This window comes from Afipia birgiae 34632 (genome assembly GCF_000308295.2).
GTDB lineage: Bacteria > Pseudomonadota > Alphaproteobacteria > Rhizobiales > Xanthobacteraceae > Afipia > Afipia birgiae.
In genome coordinates this window covers 93,223-109,857 of record NZ_HG326653.1, presented here as the reverse complement: position 1 = coordinate 109,857, position 16,635 = coordinate 93,223, and the positions used below count along the sequence as shown (strand labels likewise).

The window sequence follows — 16,635 nt, the reverse complement described above, 5'->3', positions numbered from 1 at the left end:
CAGGACTTTCGAAAGCTGAGCCCGATTTCGGGGCGCGGGTTTGCATCCGCTTCAGCGAGGGCGCGGAATGCCCGGTCCCGTTTGCATTTCCCCTTACGAAGAAATGGAGCGCCGGGAGGCGCCAGGGGTTTGCGAGACCCCTCATGACGAACCTTTGCGAGAGGTTCGTCCGCGTGCCGCAACGAGAGCGGATTGCGAGTCCGTCTCGCGAGGCGCGCGCGTCGCGCAATCGGTGGGGTTGCGAAGCCCACCGCGCGGACGCTGCGCCTCCCGGCGCTCCACCAGCCGCGCCCCGTGGTCATGGGGTGCGGCCGAGGCATTCATCCCTCCGCGTCATGAGCGGGGAGGGACGAAAGATTTTACGGATAGAGAAAATAGGAATAAAGTCAAGACAATTTATTCAAGTCGACATCATATGCGGTTGAGCCGATAGTTTTAACATCGTCGCGACAGGAAAAATCATGTTGGGATTTGGCGCAATAGGCGAACATGCAATTGGGGAGGTGCCATTTCCAGCAGAGGTGCATCAACTTCCCGCCCTGCACCTTATATCTGCCGTTAATTTCGACGCGAAGACAGGTGAAGGAAGGTTGATCGCATCAACAAAAACAATCTGGAATGAAATAGTTCGGGTTTTGGGCTGTGATTGGTCACAGGCCTTCAAAATTCCTCCAGACAAGTGGGAGGAAATTGTCGCAGGCGCATTTAAAAAAGATGGTTACGATGACGTGACACTAACGCCACGTTCCGGTGATCACGGGCGGGACGTAATCGCAGTTCGCAAAGGGGTCGGTAGCGTCAGAATTTTGGGGTCTGTCAAAGCATACGCGCCGGGGAATCTGATCACGAAAGAGCAGGTGCATGCATTGATGGGTGTAGTTGGCCTTGATCCAAATGCTTCAAAGGGAATTATTACTACAACGTCCGACTTTGCGCCGCGCCTTTTAGAGGATCCAAATTTGGCCGCTGCAGTTCCGCATCGTATTGAACTAGTAAATGGCGCAGGACTTCAATCTTGGCTTAAAGGCATCGTAGAGCGCGATCAAAAATGAGCGCGATCCTCATTTTGCCTAGTCTCAGCTATCCACCTTCAGCGCGGCAATGAACGCTTCCTGCGGGATGTCGACCTTGCCGAACTGCCGCATCTTCTTCTTGCCTTCCTTCTGCTTCTCCAGAAGCTTGCGCTTGCGGCTGATGTCGCCGCCGTAGCACTTCGCGGTGACGTCCTTGCGCAGCGCGCGCACGGTTTCGCGCGCGATCACCTTGCCGCCGATCGCCGCCTGGATCGGAATCACGAACATGTGCGGCGGGATCAATTCCTTCATCTTCTCGACCATGGCGCGGCCCCGGCCTTCGGCGCGCTGGCGGTGCACCAGCATCGACAATGCGTCCACCGGCTCACTGTTGACGAGAATCTGCATCTTCACGAGATCGGCCGGCTTGTAGTCGGTCAGGTGATAGTCGAACGAGGCGTAGCCCTTCGAGACCGACTTGAGGCGGTCGTAGAAATCGAACACCACTTCGTTGAGCGGCAGTTCGTACTTCACCATGGCGCGGGCGCCGACGTAGGTCAGTTCCTTCTGGTTGCCGCGCCGTTCCTGACACAGCTTCAGCACGCTGCCGAGATACTCGTCCGGCGTCAGGATCGTCGCTTCGATCCACGGCTCGTGAATCTCGGCGATCTTGACCACGTCCGGCATATCGATCGGATTGTGAATCTCGATCTCGCTGCCGTCGTTGAGGTGCATCTTGTAGATCACCGATGGCGCGGTCGCGATCAGGTTCAGATTGAACTCGCGGCTCAGGCGTTCCTGAATGATTTCCAGATGCAGCAGGCCGAGGAAGCCGCAGCGGAAGCCGAAGCCCAGCGCTGCCGAGGTTTCCATTTCGAACGAGAAGCTTGCGTCGTTGAGCCGCAGCTTGCCCATGGCGGCGCGCAGCGTTTCGAAGTCGTCGGCATCGACCGGGAACAGACCGCAGAACACCACCGGAACGGCGGGCTTGAAGCCCGGCAGCATTTCGGTGATCGGCTTGCGGTCGTCGGTGATGGTGTCGCCGACGCGCGTATCGGCGACTTCCTTGATCGCGGCGGTGATGAAGCCGATTTCGCCGGGGCCGAGTTCGTCGACCTGCGTCATCTTCGGCGTAAAGAATCCGACGCGCTCGACGTCGTAAGCAGCACCCGTGCCCATCATGCGGATGCGCTGGCCCTTCTTCATCACGCCATCGACGACGCGGATCAGAACAACGACGCCGAGATAGACGTCGTACCAAGAGTCGACCAGCAGCGCCTTCAGCGTCGCGTGGCGGTCGCCCTTCGGCGGCGGCAGGCGGGTGACGATGGCTTCCAGCACGTCGGGAATGCCGAGGCCGGTTTTGGCCGAGATCATCACGGCGTCGGAGGCGTCGATGCCGATCACGTCCTCGATCTGCTGGCGCACCTGTTCGGGCTCGGCGGCGGGAAGATCGACCTTGTTCAGCACCGGCACGATCTCGTGGCCGGCGTCGAGTGCGTGATAGACGTTGGCGAGGGTCTGCGCCTCGACACCCTGCGAGGCATCGACCACCAGCAGCGAGCCTTCGCACGCAGCTAGTGAGCGCGAGACCTCGTAGGCGAAGTCGACGTGGCCGGGCGTGTCCATCAGGTTGAAGATGTAGGTCTTGCCGTCCTTGGCCTTGTAATTGAGGCGGACGGTCTGCGCCTTGATGGTGATGCCGCGCTCGCGCTCGATGTCCATCGAATCGAGCACCTGCTCCTTCATCTCGCGCGCCTCCAGTCCGCCGGTGGTCTGGATCAGCCGGTCGGCGAGGGTGGACTTTCCATGGTCGATATGGGCGACGATGGAGAAGTTGCGGACGTTGGAAATAGGCGTTGTTGTCATGGGCGCGGGATAGCACCCGGCTTGCAAAGCGGCAACAAAATTGGGGTGTTCCGAGGCTGACTTCCGCAGAATCGCAATGATTTGCTGTTGCCGCCGCGGGCTTCACGCTGCTAGCTACGGCGGTAGTATCAGGTGCCAGTTTCCGACAAGGTTGACTGCAATGTCCGATGCTTCATCGACCGAAATAGGGCGCAGAACCGGAAGAAACCCCGGCCCGCGCACCGGATTACGGTCCCGGCAGAAATCGCGCCTGCGCCATGTGCCCGTCACCCGCCGCGTGGCCGCGTGGGTCGCTGCGGTGGCGCATGATCCCGGCACCAGCCTCAGATTCGTCATCGGCTTCGCGGTGGCGCATGCGCTGCTCTGGACCATCATCCTCACCGCGCTGAAGAGCGCGCAGGATGTCCATATGGATGTCGCCGAAGTCTATGCCTGGGGACAGAAGTTTCTGCTCTGCTATGGCAAGCATCTGCCGCTGGCGGGCTGGATCGCCGGCGTCTGGTTCCGGATTCTTCCGGTCACCGACTGGTCGACCTACGCGCTGGCGATGACGGTCACCGGCTTTGGCCTCGTGATCTGCTGGCTGATCGCCGTGCGGGTGGTTGATCATCGCCGCGCGATGTTCACGGTGGCGATGCTGGCGCTGTATCCGATCTTCACCTTCAAGGGCTTCAAGTACAATCCTGATCTCCTGCAACTCGTGACGCTGCCGCTGTTCGTGCTGGCGTACCTGAACGCGTTCGAGAAACGCACCGTGCCCGCGGGCGTGTGGCTCGGGCTTGCGGCGGCGCTGGCGCTGATGACGAAATACTGGGTGTTGACCATGATCGGCGCTGCCGGTCTCGCAGCGCTGATTCATCCCGACCGGATGCGTTTCCTGCGTTCGCCCGCGCCGTGGGTGGCCTTCGTTGTATGCTTCGCCGGGATACTGCCGCATCTGTGGTGGCTGAAGCAGGCGGATTTCCTGCCGCTGATCTATGCCGATCACGTCTATGGCGGGCAGACGGTCGGTACCACGCTGCGGCTGGCGTCGATCTATCTCGCGCACAATATCGGACTGCTGCTGATCCCCGTAGCCTTCGCCGGCATCGCGCTGGCGTGGAAGCTGCAATGGTGGAAATCGATCCGTAGCAAGGGCGTGGTCCGCGAGTTCATCGCGTCGGCGAAGCGTCCGTGGGTGAGCGGTCCCAATTCCGGCGTGTTCCTCACCCAGGCGCGCCACATCTGGATCATCCAGATTATCGTCGGTCTGGTGCCGCCGCTCGCCGCTGTGGCGTTCGGCATCTACATGAAGACTGACTGGGGTATCTCGCTGTTCTTCCTGGTGCCGCTGGCGCTGGTCGCGCTGCCGTCGCTTCGCGTGACGCAGATGGCGCTGATCCGTCTTCTGTTCATGTGGCTGGCGTTCACGCTGATCATGCTGTTGATCTCACCGATCATCGCGGCGCAGACCGTGCGCCGCGATGGCGAGGCCGGCGTTCCGTTCGCGCCGAAGTCCGAATTCGCGCTGCAACTGACCGAAGCCTGGCGCGCGCGCTTCAACACGCGCTGGGCGGTGGTCGCGGGCACCACCGAGGTCGGCGAGCCGCTGACGTTCTACAGTCCCGATCATCCGGCCCCGTTTACGCCCGGTGAGATATGGGCATCGGGCCTGACGAGTCTTGAAGAGGCCTTGCGGCTCGGATTTATTGGTGCCTGCGACACCACGGATTCTCGCCTGCCGGTCTGCGAAAACTGGATGAACGAGACCGTGCCGAAGGCGGAACGTCTTGACCTCACCTCGCGACGCTACTTCCACGGCAAGGCGGGTCCGGCGGTGAAGTGGAAGATCTGGATCGCGGGCCCGGCGCGGCCGGCCGACGAGAAGTAGGACGCGGCCTTTGTTCGTCATTGCGAGGAGCGTAGCGACGACGCAATCCGGTTCTTCTTCGTGGCTCTGGATTGCTTCGCTGCGCTCGCAATGACGAAGAAGTAGCGATCTAGCCCGCTTCTTCCTCGCCGAACTTGTTGGCGAGCAGTTCGGTGATGGCGTCCATCGCGGCCCCGGCTTCGCGGCCCTTGGCGGCCACGGTGATCGTGGTGCCGATTCCGGCGGAGAGCATCATCAATCCCATGATCGAGGTGCCGCCGACGCTTTCGCCGTTGCGCGTGACGGTCAGCTCCGCATCGAACTTCTCGGCGGTCTGCACGAATTTCGCGGAGGCGCGCGCGTGAAGGCCGCGCTTGTTGATGATGGGAAGTTCTCGGACGATAACGCCGGCGGACGAAGACTGCTGCTCCGGCGCGGTGCTCATTTCCCGGCGAGCACCCGGCTGGCGATCGTCACATACTTGCGGCCGGCTTCCTGAGCGGCGGCGATCGCATCGGGCAACGGCTTGTCGTCGCGCACCTTGGCGAGCTTGACCAGCATCGGCAGGTTGATGCCGGCCAGCACTTCGACCTTCGGGCGGCTCATACAGGAGATCGCGAGGTTCGACGGCGTGCCGCCGAACATGTCGGTGAGAATCGCAACGCCGTCGCCGCTGTCAACGCGCTTGACGGCTTCAATGATATCGCTGCGACACAGATCGGCATCGTCTTCGGCGCCAATCGTGATCGATTCGATTTGTTTTTGCGGACCCATGACATGCTCGAGCGCTGCCTTGAACTCGTCGGCAAGACGCCCGTGGGTCACCAGTACTAGACCAATCATCCAAAACTCCTCGCGGGCGCTCTTTGATGCACCGCACGAAAGGGCCACATGTTGACCATCCAGAGCCCCGGCGCAAGGGGGGATCTTGCCGCGTACCCCTTTAAAAAGGTGTCCGCGCTGGCCGTCATTCAGTGGCGGGGTCTGGCTTATATGGCGAGCGGACCCAGTCCAGCAATCCACCGAAGGTCGTGAGTTCGCTTTTGAAACCTTAAACTGTGGTAAGGAATGCCAGCACCAGGGGCAGGGCGGCATATCCCCGGCCGACCGGGATTCGCGGGATTTCCAGCCCCGAAACCAGTGTTTTCAGGGCTTCCGGCGGCGGCAGACGTTCGGCGTCGGTTGCATCGAGATCGACCACCAGCCCCGCGATGCCCTCCGGGGTGAAGTTCACAGTCCGGATTCCAAGCCCGCGGATCTCGATCATTCCGGCCAGCTCAGGTACGCCCTGCACGATCAGCCTGCCGTCACGGGCCGTCAGGCGAACGCGGTCGTCACCGATCAGGGTCGCTGCGGGGATTTGTCCCGCACGCCCCGCCAGGATCAGATCGAACGCCAGCCGGGATTTTCCGGACCCCGCGGGGCCGCGAATCAGGACGCCCCGGTCGCCGACCAGCACCGCCGAGGCATGGATGCTTGCGGGGTCGCTTGCCATCAGATGGCTGGCAGCCGGACCGTGAAACGCGCGCCGGCAATACGCGCGTCACCCTCGGCGTCGATCGGACCGGGGCGGTTCTCCGCCCAGATGCGTCCGCCGTGGGCCTCGACGATCTGTTTGGAGATCGACAGCCCGAGACCGGAATTCTGTCCGAAGCCCTGCGCCGGACGATCAGTGTAGAAGCGCTCGAAGATTTTTTCGAGCGCGCCGGGCCGGATGCCGGCGCCGTCGTCGTCGATCACGATTTCGATCTCGGATTTGAGGCGGCGGCAGACGATGCGCACCTTGCCGCCCGGATGCGAGAACGACTGCGCGTTGCTCAGGAGATTCGAAATCACCTGGCCGAGTCGCGAGTCATGCCCCGGCACCGAGAACGTATCGTTCGCGCGGCCCTCGAACCGGACCTCGACGGTGACGTCGGTGCCGTGCTGGGTCTCATTGGCGACCGAGACAAGCGTATTGAGCAGGCGGCGTACGTCCACCGGCTCGACGTCCTGCCGTTGCAACTCGGCGTCGAGCCGGCTGGCGTCGGAAATGTCGGAGATCAGACGGTCAAGCCTGCGCACGTCATGCTCGATGACGGCCAGAAGCCGCGAGCGGCTCTCGTCGGACCGCGCCAGCGGCAGCGTCTCCACCGCCGAACGCATCGACGTCAGCGGGTTCTTCAATTCGTGCGCGACGTCGGCGGCGAAACGCTCGATGCCCTCGATGCGGTTATAGAGCGCGCCGGTCATGTCGCGCAGCGCGCGCGACAGATGGCCGATTTCATCGCCGCGCGTCGAGAAATCCGGAATCTCCACGCGGGTCTTGATGCGGCGGCGGACGCGCTCGGCGCTGTCGGCGAGGCGGCGCATCGGACCGGCGATGGTGCTTGCGAGCAACAGCGACAGCAGGATCATCACGCCCGACGCGATGCCGAAGACCTTGAGGATCGCGAGACGCTCTGCGGTCACCAGCTGGTCGATGTCGTCGCCCTGCGTCGAGAGCATCAGCGCGCCGTGGACCGCACGGAAGCGCTGCACCGGCACCGAGACCGACACGATCACTTCGCCGCGGTCGTTGATCCGCACCATGCTGGCCTTGCGGCCGTCCAGCGCCTGCTGGACTTCCTGATAGCCGTTGCCGTTTTCCGGGCCCAGTTCGCGATACAGCGGCAGGTCGCCGCGATTAAGCCAGGTACGGATCGCGATCATGGTCCTTTCGGCGAAGCCCGGCTTTTCGGCGTTAGGCGGCGCCAGTTCGAAGCGCATCACATCGCCGCGGCCGTAAAGATTGCGGCTGTCGAGCACCAGCACACCGTCGCGATCGTAAATGCGCGCGCGGGTCTTGGTGGGCGAAATCAGCCGCCGCAGCACCGGCGCAACGCGCTCGGGATTGATCGGGAAATCGATGTTGCTGAGGCTTTCGTCAGTTGGCCCGTAGGTCTCGCCGGGCTTCAGGTCGAGCAGCCGGTCCGGATCGACGGTGATGGCGTTGGTCTCGACGGTGGCCGAGGCCGCGATAGCGCCGGAAATGATTTCGGCCTGCACCAGCAGGCTCTGCGCGCGCGCATCGATCAGTCCGGCGCGGAACTGCGACAGATACAGGATGCCCGCGAGCATCGCGAACAGGCCGATCAGATTGAGGACGACGATGCGGCGGGTGAGGCTTGAAAACGTCAGCGCGGCGAGATAGCGCCCGGCGCGCTTCACCAGTTCGACGGGACTCCAGCCCCGGCCCGCGGTCCCGGCGTCCGATGCGGATGGCGCATCGGAAACCGGCGCGAGCGGCGGTGCGCCCACGTCGGCATCGTCGTCGTGATCGTGTTGGGTTCGATCAAGCAATGGCTAACGCCCGATTGTTGGTTCGCGGTCGGCTCCTTATAGCACCAACCGGCATGCGGGTGACCCGTCAGTCCCCCGACCGTGGCGCATGCCGAGCGGTCAGGTTTCCTTGAACCGGTAACCGACGCCGTACAGGGTTTCGATCATCTCGAAATCGTCGTCGGCTGCCTTGAACTTCTTGCGCAGGCGCTTGATGTGGCTGTCGATGGTGCGGTCGTCGACATAAACCTGATCGTCATAGGCCGCGTCCATCAGCGCGTTGCGGCTTTTTACCACGCCGGGGCGGGTGGCCAGCGCCTGCAGGATCAGGAATTCGGTGACCGTCAGCGTCACCGGCTCGTTCTTCCAGGTGCAGGTGTGACGTTCCGGGTCCATGCGCAGCAGTCCGCGCTCCAGCGCCTTGGCGTCCATTTCCTTCGGCGCGGCGGCCGGATCTTTCGGCACCGCGCGCCGCAGCACCGCCTTCACGCGCTCGACCAGCAGGCGCTGCGAAAACGGTTTGCGGATGAAATCGTCGGCGCCCATCTTGAGACCGAACAGCTCGTCGATTTCCTCATCCTTCGAGGTGAGGAATATCACCGGCAGATCGGACTTCTGCCGAAGACGCCGCAGCGTTTCCATGCCGTCCATGCGCGGCATCTTGATGTCCAGGATCGCGAGATCCGGCGGGCTCGTCTTGAACCCGTCGAGAGCCGATGCGCCATCCGTATAGGTCATGATCCGGTAGCCTTCGGCTTCCAGCGCGATCGAGACCGACGTGAGAATGTTGCGGTCGTCATCGACCAGGGCGATTGTGGGCATGAGCCTGCTTTCCAAAGCGAGTGTTGTGGGCGTAGCGACTGTGTACTGACCGGCGAGCCTGATGCCGTGAAATAAGGCGGTGGCCCGCATGCCAACGAGCAATGCAAGCTGGGCTGAAATGTGACCAAGTTCCTGATCACAGCCGGTGATTGAAACTTGACGGTTATATAAGGCGATTGTTCCGGGATATAACCCTTTTTGCCGTAAAAAAGCCCGTTACTCAATGAAATCAGGCCCCTAGATGGACCCCTCCACCGATGTCAAACCCGCCCGCCTGACCCGTTCCCTGCTCGGCCGCAGCCGCCAAGGCGCCTTGGCGACGCTGATGCCCCAGAGCGGCGATCCTTATTGCTCGCTGGTCAACGTGGCCTCGCTGCCGGACGGCATGCCGGTCCTGCTGATCTCGCGGCTGGCGGTTCACACCAAGAATATCCTGGCCGATCCGCGGGTCTCGCTGATGCTGGACGAACGCGCGCCGGGCGATCCGCTGGAGGGCGCGCGCATCATGCTCGCCGGGACCGCACAAGAGGCGACGGACGACGCCGAATTGCTGAAGCGGCGTTATCTCGCCGCCCATCCGTCGGCGGAGGAGTTCGCAGGCTTTCGCGATTTCTCGTTCTTCCGGATCGTGCCGCGCGGCGTGCATCTGGTGGCGGGATTTGGCCGCATCGTCGATCTTGCTCCGCGCGATTTTCTCACCGATCTCGCGGGCGCGGAGGCGCTGGTGGAGGCGGAGCCAGATATTCTCGCGCACATGAACGCCGACCACGCCGACACCATGAATCTGTATGCGGTGAAACTGCTTGGTGCTTCGGAGGGCGCATGGCAATGCATCGGCTGCGACCCGGAAGGGCTCGACATGCAGGATGACCGGCGCACGCTCCGGCTCGATTTTCCGGAGCGGATCGCTACTCCGGGCGCACTGCGGCAAGCGCTAAAGGCGCTGGCCGACCGGGCGCGGGCAGGGGTCTGACGAGCAGCCTGCCCACGCTGTCCGGCGCTGTCTACGGATGCACGGCGATGGCGGAAATTTCGACTTTTACATCGCGCGGCAGGCGCGCGACCTCGACGGTCGCGCGGGCGGGAGGCGCGTTCTTGAAGTAGGTGCCGTAGACCTCATTCATCTTTCCAAATTCATTGAGGTCTTTCAGGAAAACGCTGGTCGAGACCACGTGGTCCATCGTCAGGCCGTCGGCCGCGAGCACGGCTTTCAGATTCTCGAGCACTAGTTTCGTCTGCTCTTCGATGGTGCCGGTGACGAGTTGCTTGGTCTTGGGATCGATTGAAATCTGTCCGGCGAGATACACCGTCTTGCCGGCACGAATGGCCTGCGAATACGGGCCGATCGCCTGCGGCGCATCCGGCGTTGAAATGACTTTCTTCTCCTGTGCGTGGGCGACCCCTGCCATTGCCAACATCATAACGCTCGACACGACGCTCAAACATTTGCGCATCAGACGCTCCCCGTACTGCCGATCCCGCACGCGATTGCGCGCGGCGATGACGCGATTACATCGGCGGGCCGCGACGGGAACAAGGTCGCCCTCCAGCGGCATCGCGCCGCGCCGTCCGTCTGCCGCACTGCGGCAAGACTCCGAAGGGGTTGACCGGCCGCACGGCGGCCCCGCCAAGCCCGTGAAATTCAATCGTTTTCGCCGGTCCCCGCGATCATTGCCGCATTATGACGGATCGGCTTGGCAAGTCGCGCGTTGGCCACTAATAAGTCGCCGGATCGAGGCCCGGGAGCTATGATCCCCGGCATCCGCGACAAGGCGTTTGGCGACAGCCGCGCGAAACGATACGCGGTCTTTTTGGGAGATTCTGACAGTGCAAGAGACGGGTGTGCGCAACGGTGCCTTCGGCGCCGACAAATTCGGTTTCAAAAATCTCAAGCAGGTGAACTGGAATCTCGGCACCGCGCCGCTCTACGAGCACTCGCTGCGCAACAATGAAGCCGAGCTGTCAGCCGGCGGTGCGCTTGTCGCAGAGACTGGCGTATTCACCGGCCGTTCGCCGAAAGACAAGTTCACAGTACGCGACGCGCTGACCGACAAGACCATGTGGTGGGGCGGCAACCAGTCGATCACCTCCGAACAGTTCGAAGCGCTGTATCAGGATTTCCTCAAGCACTGCGAAGGCAAGAGCCTCTTCGCGCAGGATCTTTACGGCGGCGCCGATCCGAAATTCCAGATCAAGACGCGCGTGTTCACCGAAATGGCGTGGCACTCGCTGTTCATCCGCACGCTGCTGCGCCGTCCCGAGATGGCCGAGCTTGCGAGCTTCGCGCCTGAGCTGACCATCGTCGATCTGCCGAGCTTCCGCGCCGATCCGAAGCGTCACGGCTGCAAGTCCGAGAACGTCGTCGCGATCGACTTCACCCGCAAGATCGTCCTCATCGCAGGCAGCCAGTACGCCGGCGAAATGAAGAAATCGGTGTTCACGACGCTGAACTACTTCCTGCCTGCGCAGGGCGTGATGCCGATGCACTGCTCGGCCAATGTCGGGCCGAACGGCGACAGCGCCATCTTCTTCGGCCTCTCCGGCACCGGCAAGACGACACTCTCGGCCGATCCCAACCGTACGCTGATCGGTGACGACGAGACCGGCTGGGGTCCGGACGGCATCTTCAATTTCGAAGGCGGTTGCTACGCCAAGACCATCAAGCTGTCGCGCGAGGCAGAACCGGCGATCTATGATGCCAGCATCTGCTTTGGCGCAGTGCTCGAGAACGTCGTGCTCGATCCGGTCACCCGCGAGCCCGACTTCGACGACGGCTCCAAGACCGAGAACACCCGTTCCGCCTATCCGCTCGAGGCGATCCCGAACGCGTCGCGGACCGGCCGTGCCGGTCATCCGAAGAATCTGGTGATGCTCGCCGCCGACGCCTTCGGCGTGATGCCGCCGATCGCCAAGCTGACGCCGGCGCAGGCGATGTATCACTTCCTGTCGGGCTATACCGCGAAGGTCGCGGGCACCGAGCGCGGCCTCGGCAACGAGCCTGTGCCGGAATTCTCGGCCTGCTTCGGCTCGCCGTTCCTGCCGCGCGATCCGGCCGAATACGGCAAGCTGCTGAAGGAGCTGATCGCCAAGCACAATGTCGATTGCTGGGTGGTCAACACCGGCTGGACCGGCGGCAAGTATGGCACCGGCAGCCGCATGCCGATCAAGGTGACCCGCGCGCTGCTGACTGCGGCGCTGAACGGCTCGCTGCGCAACGCCCAGTTCCGCACCGACAAGTATTTCGGCTTCGCGGTGCCGACGGCGCTGGAAGGTGTGCCGAGCGACATTCTCGATCCGGTCAACACCTGGAAGGACAAGGCCGAGTTCGACAAGACCGCGCGCGCGCTGGTCGGCATGTTCCAGAAGAACTTCGAGCAGTTCGAGAAGCAGGTCGACGCGGACGTCCGCGCCGCCGCCCCCGAGGTCAAACTCGCGGCGGAGTGATCGCTTCAGCGAACGCGTCTGAATCGAAAAAGGGCGGCTCATCGAGCCGCCCTTTTTTTCTCGTTTGAAACGATCAATGCTTTCGCGCAACCGCGAAGATCGCTAGAGGCGCGTCGTAGCCCTTAATGGTTCTGTTGCCGAGTGCATCGAGCTCAACGGTGCCGCGGACTCGAGGTCAAACTCGCGGCGGAGTGAGTTTCTTCATTCCGGTTTTGACGTATAAAGGACGGCTTGCGGGTCGCCCATTTTATTGGCCGAACCAGATGGAGATCGCAGAATGAAAATCAGCGCGCGCAATCAGCTCAAGGGCAAGGTCGTCGCCATCGATCACGGCGTCACCACCAGCCATGTGAAGATCGATATCGGCGGCGGCAGCATCATCACATCGGCGATCACCAAAACCTCGGTCGAGGAACTGAAGCTCGAAGTCGGCAAGCAGGTCTACGCGATCGTCAAGGCGAGCGACGTGATGGTGGGCATCGACTGAGAACGGCCATGACCCTTATCGGCCGCAGATCGTTTGTTGCCGGCGCCAGCATGATGCTGCTGGTGCGGCCCGCGCGTGCCGCGCGCACGGTCACGGATTCCGCCGGCCGCACCGTCACGCTGCCCGATCGCATCAATCATGTGTTCGCGGCGGGCGGACCCGCGTCGGTGGTGGTCTATGCGATGCGGCCGGAGACCATGGTCGGCTGGCCGCGCGCGCTGCGTGCCGAGGAGCGCCCGTTCATTGCACCTGGCCAGCGCGATCTGCCGGAAGTGGGACTTCTGACCGGGCGCGGCGACACCGCCAATGTCGAGACCGTGCTGAAAATGAAGCCGGATCTCATCGTTGACTACGGATCGGTGCGGCAGACGTTCGCGACGCTGGCCGACAGCGTGCAGCAGCGCACCGGCATTCCCTATGTGCTGATCGATGGGCGCTTTGAAGCAACGGCTGCGTCGTTCCGGCTGCTGGGCAACATCTTCGGCGCGCCCGAGCACGGCGAGGCGCTTGCGAAATATTCGGACGATTTGTTCAAGAGCCTCGCTGCGACCCTCGCGAGTATTCCGGAGGAGCAGCGTCCACGTGTTTATCTGGCGCGCGGTCCGGACGGACTTGAGACCGGGCTCAGAGGTTCGATCAATACCGAGATCATCGAGCGGGCAGGCGGACGTAATGTCGCCGACGCGCAGGACCAGCGGCGCGGCATCGCCAATGTGTCGCCCGAGCAGATTCTCGCCTGGAATCCCGACATCATCGTTACATGGGATCGCAACTTCCACGACAAGCTCGCCAAAGGTAGCGATCCGCTGTGGCAGGGCATCAAGGCGGTCAAGGACGGCCGTGTGTATCTTGCGCCGACCGCGCCGTTCGGCTGGATCGACCGGCCGCCGTCGATCAACCGGCTGATCGGACTGCGCTGGCTTGCCAATCTGTTTCACGGCGCGCGCTTTCCGTTCGACATCCGGCAGGACACGCGCGCCTTCTGCAAGCTGTTCTATCATGTCGATGTCTCCGACGCGGATCTCGACACGCTGATCGCATGGGCGGACGGCAAGCCGCCCTCAATCCCGGCGCGCCGATGACCGCACAGCGGGCAGCATCGCGAGTCTCCTGGATCATTCCCGGCCTCGCAGTGCTGGCGCTTGCGGTCGCCGTGATCGGACTGACCGTCGGCGCATTTCCCGTGACGCTCGATGGATTCTTCCGCGCGCTGAAAAATTTCTGGTCCGGGGATCTGCCGCAGACCGCCGAGCAACGCGTGCTGTTCGGTATCCGCGGGCCCCGTGTGCTGGCGGGCCTGCTGGTTGGTGCCTCGCTCGCGGGCGCCGGTGTGGTCTATCAGGGATTGTTCAGAAATCCGCTGGTGTCGCCTGATGTGCTCGGCGTCTCGGCGGGCGCCGGTCTTGGCGCGGTGATCGGCATTTTCCTGTCGCTGCCGGTGTTCGCGATCCAGATGCTCGCTTTTGGCGGGGGCCTTGCAACTGTCGGCCTCGTCTATCTGGTCGCGGTGGCCGTGCGCGGGCGCGACCCGACGCTGGTGCTCGTGCTGGGCGGCGTGGTGGTCGGCGCGCTGGCGGGTGCGGCCATTTCCCTGCTGAAGATTCTGGCAGATCCTTACGACCAGCTTCCAGCGATCACCTTCTGGCTGCTCGGCAGTCTCGCCAGCGTGCGCGGCGGCGATCTCTGGAATGTCATGCCGGCGGTGCTGATTGGCCTCGTACCGCTGGTGCTGCTGCGCTGGCAGATCAACGTGCTGTCGCTTGGCGATGAAGAGGCCAAATCGCTCGGCGTCGAATCCGGGCGACTGCGCGTGATCGTCATCGCCGCCGCGACACTGATCACGGCGAGCGTGGTGGCGATCTCGGGCGTGATCGGCTGGGTCGGCCTCGTGATTCCGCACATCGCGCGGATGCTGGTCGGCCCCAACTTCGAGCGGCTGCTGCCTGCGGCGATGCTGATGGGCGCGAGTTATCTGGTGCTGGTCGATACGCTGGCGCGCTCGCTGGGACGTATCGAAGTGCCGCTCGGCATCCTCACGGCAGTGGTCGGTGCGCCGTTCTTTCTGTGGCTGCTCTGGCGCGGCCGGCACGGGTGGTCATGATGCACCTCACAGCCAGCGATCTTTCATTCGGTTATCCCGAACGGCCGGTGGGCCGGAATCTGAATCTGACCATCGAGACCGGCGAGGTGCTGTGTCTGCTCGGGCCGAACGGGTGCGGCAAGACCACGCTGTTCAAGACGCTGCTTGGTTTGCTGCGCGCACAGGGCGGCCGCGTCATGCTCGGCGATGATGCACTGGCGGATTTGCGGCGCGCGGAGATCGCGCGCCGCATCGCCTATGTACCGCAGGCACAGGACACCGCGTTTCCCTACACCGCGTCCGATCTGGTGCTGATGGGCCGGGTCGCGCATCGCGGTGTGTTCGCGGCCCCGACAAAGGAAGACCGGAAAATAGCGCAGGACTCGCTGGCCGAACTTGGCATCGCCGAACTCGCTTCGCGCGAGGTGACGACATTGTCCGGCGGGCAGCGCCAGTTGGTGATCGTGGCGCGGGCGATGGCGCAGGCGGCGCCGCTGATCGTGATGGATGAGCCGACGGCGAGTCTCGATTTCGGCAATCAGGTCGCGGTGCTGGCCGAAATCCGCAAACTCGCGGCGCGCGGCAGCGGCGTCATTCTCTCGACCCACGATCCCGATCAGGCTTTTGCCGTAGCAAGCCGCGTTGCGCTGATGCAGGACGGCGTGATCGTCGCGCAGGGAATGCCGTCCGAGGTGCTCACTGCGGCGCGGCTCAAGTCGGTGTATGGCGTCGATGTCACGGTCGAGCGGCTGGCCGGCGGGCAGACGGTCTGCGCCCCGGTGTATCCGCACTGAACGACACTCGTGCGTTTGAATCAGAAAGGGCGGCTCATCGAGCCGCCCAGATTTCTTGTGAAACGTGTCGAGACTCTTAAAGCTCAGCGTGCAGTGGCCGTCGTGGCGCCGGTGGTCTTGCCGGTGGCAACGTTCAGGACCGAACCGTTCTGCAGATCGATCCGGTAGACTTCGCGCAGCACGTTTCCGGCAAAGCCCAGTTCAACGATGGAAATGGTCTTGAACGAGACCGGGATGCCGTCGGGCAGGATCTGGTTGAACTCGGTAGCGGTCTGATCCATGTCCTTCTGAAGCTCCGGCGTGAACTCCACGTTGCTGTAGACCAGCGTGTTGTGCGGATTGTGCGAACGCAGCTCCTTGCCGTCCTTCACGACGTTGACGCCGCTGACGCCGACCGTTTTCACCAGTTCCTTCGCGGCGTCGCTCATGGCGGCGTAAACCGGTCCCGTGCAACGCGGCAGCGGGCCGTCGCGGAGCGGCGCGAGTGCTGCGGTGGCGGTGGTGTTGAACGCCATCATGCTCTCGAAGTCGGCACCCTCCTTGACGATGCCGAGATCCAGCCACCACGGCTGCCCGGCGCCCTTGGCGGCTTCGGTGGTGTAGAATTTCTTCAGGGTGACGTTGAGAACGCCCGGCAGCTTCGGCAGCGCCTTCAGCATCTTGTCCGGCGTGGTGGCATCGGCGTTATGGATGTGCACGACAGTGACGTGCGGAATGTTGAAGCGCTGCGCTTCGTCGTCGAGCTTCGCATTGAGCAGCTTCTCGCGCAGCATACCCTTGGTGGTCAGGTCGAGGGTGTCGTTGACCTCTTTCGGCAGCGTGTAGACGAGGCCGAAGGTCCGCACATGCGGACGGAAGCCCGGCGCGGACAGCGAGCTGTTGTCGATCTCGGCATGGGCGGCGAAGGCAACCATGGATGCGGCGGCAGCGACGGCAACCGTCGCAAGACGATGGGACAATTTCTGGATCATGCACAA

16 protein-coding genes are annotated in these 16,635 nt (G+C 63.0%); 8 read left to right on the top strand and 8 right to left on the bottom strand.

Annotated elements, in window-relative coordinates:
- Positions 1-461: 461 nt before the first annotated feature.
- Entirely contained in the window at positions 462-1,052 is a 591-nt protein-coding gene (locus tag BN32_RS26235) for a restriction endonuclease (protein ID WP_082773546.1), read from the top strand.
- 24 nt (positions 1,053-1,076) lie between these two features.
- Here BN32_RS26235 and lepA read toward each other — a convergent pair whose 3' ends face one another.
- Positions 1,077-2,882 (bottom strand): translation elongation factor 4, encoded by a 1,806-nt coding sequence (gene lepA / locus BN32_RS14415; RefSeq protein ID WP_019199633.1) that lies wholly within the window; start codon positions 2,880-2,882, stop codon positions 1,077-1,079.
- A gap of 160 nt (positions 2,883-3,042) precedes the next feature.
- Between lepA and BN32_RS14410 the strand changes: the two genes are divergently transcribed.
- On the top strand, positions 3,043-4,752 hold the full coding sequence (locus tag BN32_RS14410) for a glycosyltransferase family 39 protein (protein WP_040426559.1): 1,710 nt from the start codon (positions 3,043-3,045) through the stop codon (positions 4,750-4,752).
- A gap of 109 nt (positions 4,753-4,861) precedes the next feature.
- Here the strand turns inward: BN32_RS14410 and BN32_RS14405 are convergent, their stop codons facing one another.
- The 5 genes from BN32_RS14405 to BN32_RS14385 all read right to left on the bottom strand — a co-directional run bounded on the left by BN32_RS14405 (position 4,862) and on the right by BN32_RS14385 (position 8,853).
- Positions 4,862-5,176: an HPr family phosphocarrier protein gene (locus BN32_RS14405; protein ID WP_019199635.1), complete on the bottom strand. Its 315-nt coding sequence runs from the start codon at positions 5,174-5,176 to the stop codon at positions 4,862-4,864.
- On the bottom strand, positions 5,173-5,574 hold the full coding sequence (locus BN32_RS14400) for a PTS sugar transporter subunit IIA (protein WP_006022367.1): 402 nt from the start codon (positions 5,572-5,574) through the stop codon (positions 5,173-5,175). Before BN32_RS14400 ends, BN32_RS14405 begins: the two co-directional genes overlap by 4 nt.
- Positions 5,575-5,782: 208 nt before the next feature.
- A complete protein-coding gene (locus BN32_RS14395) occupies positions 5,783-6,226 on the bottom strand; it encodes an HPr kinase/phosphorylase (RefSeq protein WP_019199636.1) in 444 nt (147 codons plus the stop codon).
- Complete coding sequence (locus BN32_RS14390; RefSeq protein ID WP_019199637.1) at positions 6,226-8,052, bottom strand: sensor histidine kinase; 1,827 nt, start codon at positions 8,050-8,052, stop codon at positions 6,226-6,228. The genes BN32_RS14395 and BN32_RS14390 overlap by 1 nt, the downstream gene beginning before the upstream one ends.
- Before the next feature lie 99 nt (positions 8,053-8,151).
- Entirely contained in the window at positions 8,152-8,853 is a 702-nt protein-coding gene (locus BN32_RS14385; RefSeq protein WP_019199638.1) for a response regulator transcription factor, read from the bottom strand.
- A gap of 241 nt (positions 8,854-9,094) precedes the next feature.
- Here BN32_RS14385 and BN32_RS14380 point away from each other — a divergent pair, with 241 nt between their 5' ends.
- Complete coding sequence (locus BN32_RS14380; protein WP_019199639.1) at positions 9,095-9,826, top strand: HugZ family pyridoxamine 5'-phosphate oxidase; 732 nt, start codon at positions 9,095-9,097, stop codon at positions 9,824-9,826.
- A gap of 31 nt (positions 9,827-9,857) precedes the next feature.
- Here the strand turns inward: BN32_RS14380 and BN32_RS14375 are convergent, their stop codons facing one another.
- The gene (locus BN32_RS14375; protein ID WP_040426729.1) at positions 9,858-10,262 is read right to left on the bottom strand and encodes a RidA family protein; all 405 of its coding nucleotides are present in this window, start codon (positions 10,260-10,262) and stop codon (positions 9,858-9,860) included.
- Positions 10,263-10,680: 418 nt separating this feature from the next.
- Between BN32_RS14375 and BN32_RS14370 the strand changes: the two genes are divergently transcribed.
- The 5 genes from BN32_RS14370 (at position 10,681) to BN32_RS14350 (ending at position 15,658) form a co-directional block, all read left to right on the top strand.
- A complete protein-coding gene (locus BN32_RS14370) occupies positions 10,681-12,297 on the top strand; it encodes a phosphoenolpyruvate carboxykinase (protein ID WP_040426727.1) in 1,617 nt (538 codons plus the stop codon).
- 277 nt (positions 12,298-12,574) lie between these two features.
- Positions 12,575-12,784 carry a TOBE domain-containing protein gene (locus tag BN32_RS14365; RefSeq protein ID WP_019199642.1) on the top strand — a complete coding sequence of 70 codons (210 nt, stop codon included), beginning with the start codon at positions 12,575-12,577 and terminating at the stop codon, positions 12,782-12,784.
- 8 nt (positions 12,785-12,792) lie between these two features.
- The gene (locus BN32_RS14360; protein ID WP_019199643.1) at positions 12,793-13,866 is read left to right on the top strand and encodes an iron ABC transporter substrate-binding protein; all 1,074 of its coding nucleotides are present in this window, start codon (positions 12,793-12,795) and stop codon (positions 13,864-13,866) included.
- Positions 13,863-14,885 (top strand): FecCD family ABC transporter permease, encoded by a 1,023-nt coding sequence (locus BN32_RS14355; RefSeq protein WP_040426725.1) that lies wholly within the window; start codon positions 13,863-13,865, stop codon positions 14,883-14,885. Before BN32_RS14360 ends, BN32_RS14355 begins: the two co-directional genes overlap by 4 nt.
- Complete coding sequence (locus BN32_RS14350; RefSeq protein ID WP_040426723.1) at positions 14,885-15,658, top strand: ABC transporter ATP-binding protein; 774 nt, start codon at positions 14,885-14,887, stop codon at positions 15,656-15,658. Before BN32_RS14355 ends, BN32_RS14350 begins: the two co-directional genes overlap by 1 nt.
- 83 nt (positions 15,659-15,741) lie before the next feature.
- Here BN32_RS14350 and BN32_RS14345 read toward each other — a convergent pair whose 3' ends face one another.
- The gene (locus tag BN32_RS14345) at positions 15,742-16,629 is read right to left on the bottom strand and encodes a hypothetical protein (protein ID WP_019199646.1); all 888 of its coding nucleotides are present in this window, start codon (positions 16,627-16,629) and stop codon (positions 15,742-15,744) included.
- Positions 16,630-16,635 lie beyond the last annotated feature (6 nt).

Coding starts and splice junctions, on each gene's coding strand:
- lepA (WP_019199633.1), bottom strand. CDS start 2,882: ATGACAACAACGCCTATTTCCAACGTCCGCAACTTCTCCATCGTCGCC.
- BN32_RS14355 (WP_040426725.1), top strand. CDS start 13,863: ATGACCGCACAGCGGGCAGCATCGCGAGTCTCCTGGATCATTCCCGGC.
- BN32_RS14410 (WP_040426559.1), top strand. CDS start 3,043: ATGTCCGATGCTTCATCGACCGAAATAGGGCGCAGAACCGGAAGAAAC.
- BN32_RS14345 (WP_019199646.1), bottom strand. CDS start 16,629: ATGATCCAGAAATTGTCCCATCGTCTTGCGACGGTTGCCGTCGCTGCC.
- BN32_RS26235 (WP_082773546.1), top strand. CDS start 462: ATGTTGGGATTTGGCGCAATAGGCGAACATGCAATTGGGGAGGTGCCA.
- BN32_RS14365 (WP_019199642.1), top strand. CDS start 12,575: ATGAAAATCAGCGCGCGCAATCAGCTCAAGGGCAAGGTCGTCGCCATC.
- BN32_RS14400 (WP_006022367.1), bottom strand. CDS start 5,574: ATGATTGGTCTAGTACTGGTGACCCACGGGCGTCTTGCCGACGAGTTC.
- BN32_RS14405 (WP_019199635.1), bottom strand. CDS start 5,176: ATGAGCACCGCGCCGGAGCAGCAGTCTTCGTCCGCCGGCGTTATCGTC.
- BN32_RS14350 (WP_040426723.1), top strand. CDS start 14,885: ATGCACCTCACAGCCAGCGATCTTTCATTCGGTTATCCCGAACGGCCG.
- BN32_RS14385 (WP_019199638.1), bottom strand. CDS start 8,853: ATGCCCACAATCGCCCTGGTCGATGACGACCGCAACATTCTCACGTCG.
- BN32_RS14380 (WP_019199639.1), top strand. CDS start 9,095: ATGGACCCCTCCACCGATGTCAAACCCGCCCGCCTGACCCGTTCCCTG.
- BN32_RS14395 (WP_019199636.1), bottom strand. CDS start 6,226: ATGGCAAGCGACCCCGCAAGCATCCATGCCTCGGCGGTGCTGGTCGGC.
- BN32_RS14360 (WP_019199643.1), top strand. CDS start 12,793: ATGACCCTTATCGGCCGCAGATCGTTTGTTGCCGGCGCCAGCATGATG.
- BN32_RS14375 (WP_040426729.1), bottom strand. CDS start 10,262: ATGGCAGGGGTCGCCCACGCACAGGAGAAGAAAGTCATTTCAACGCCG.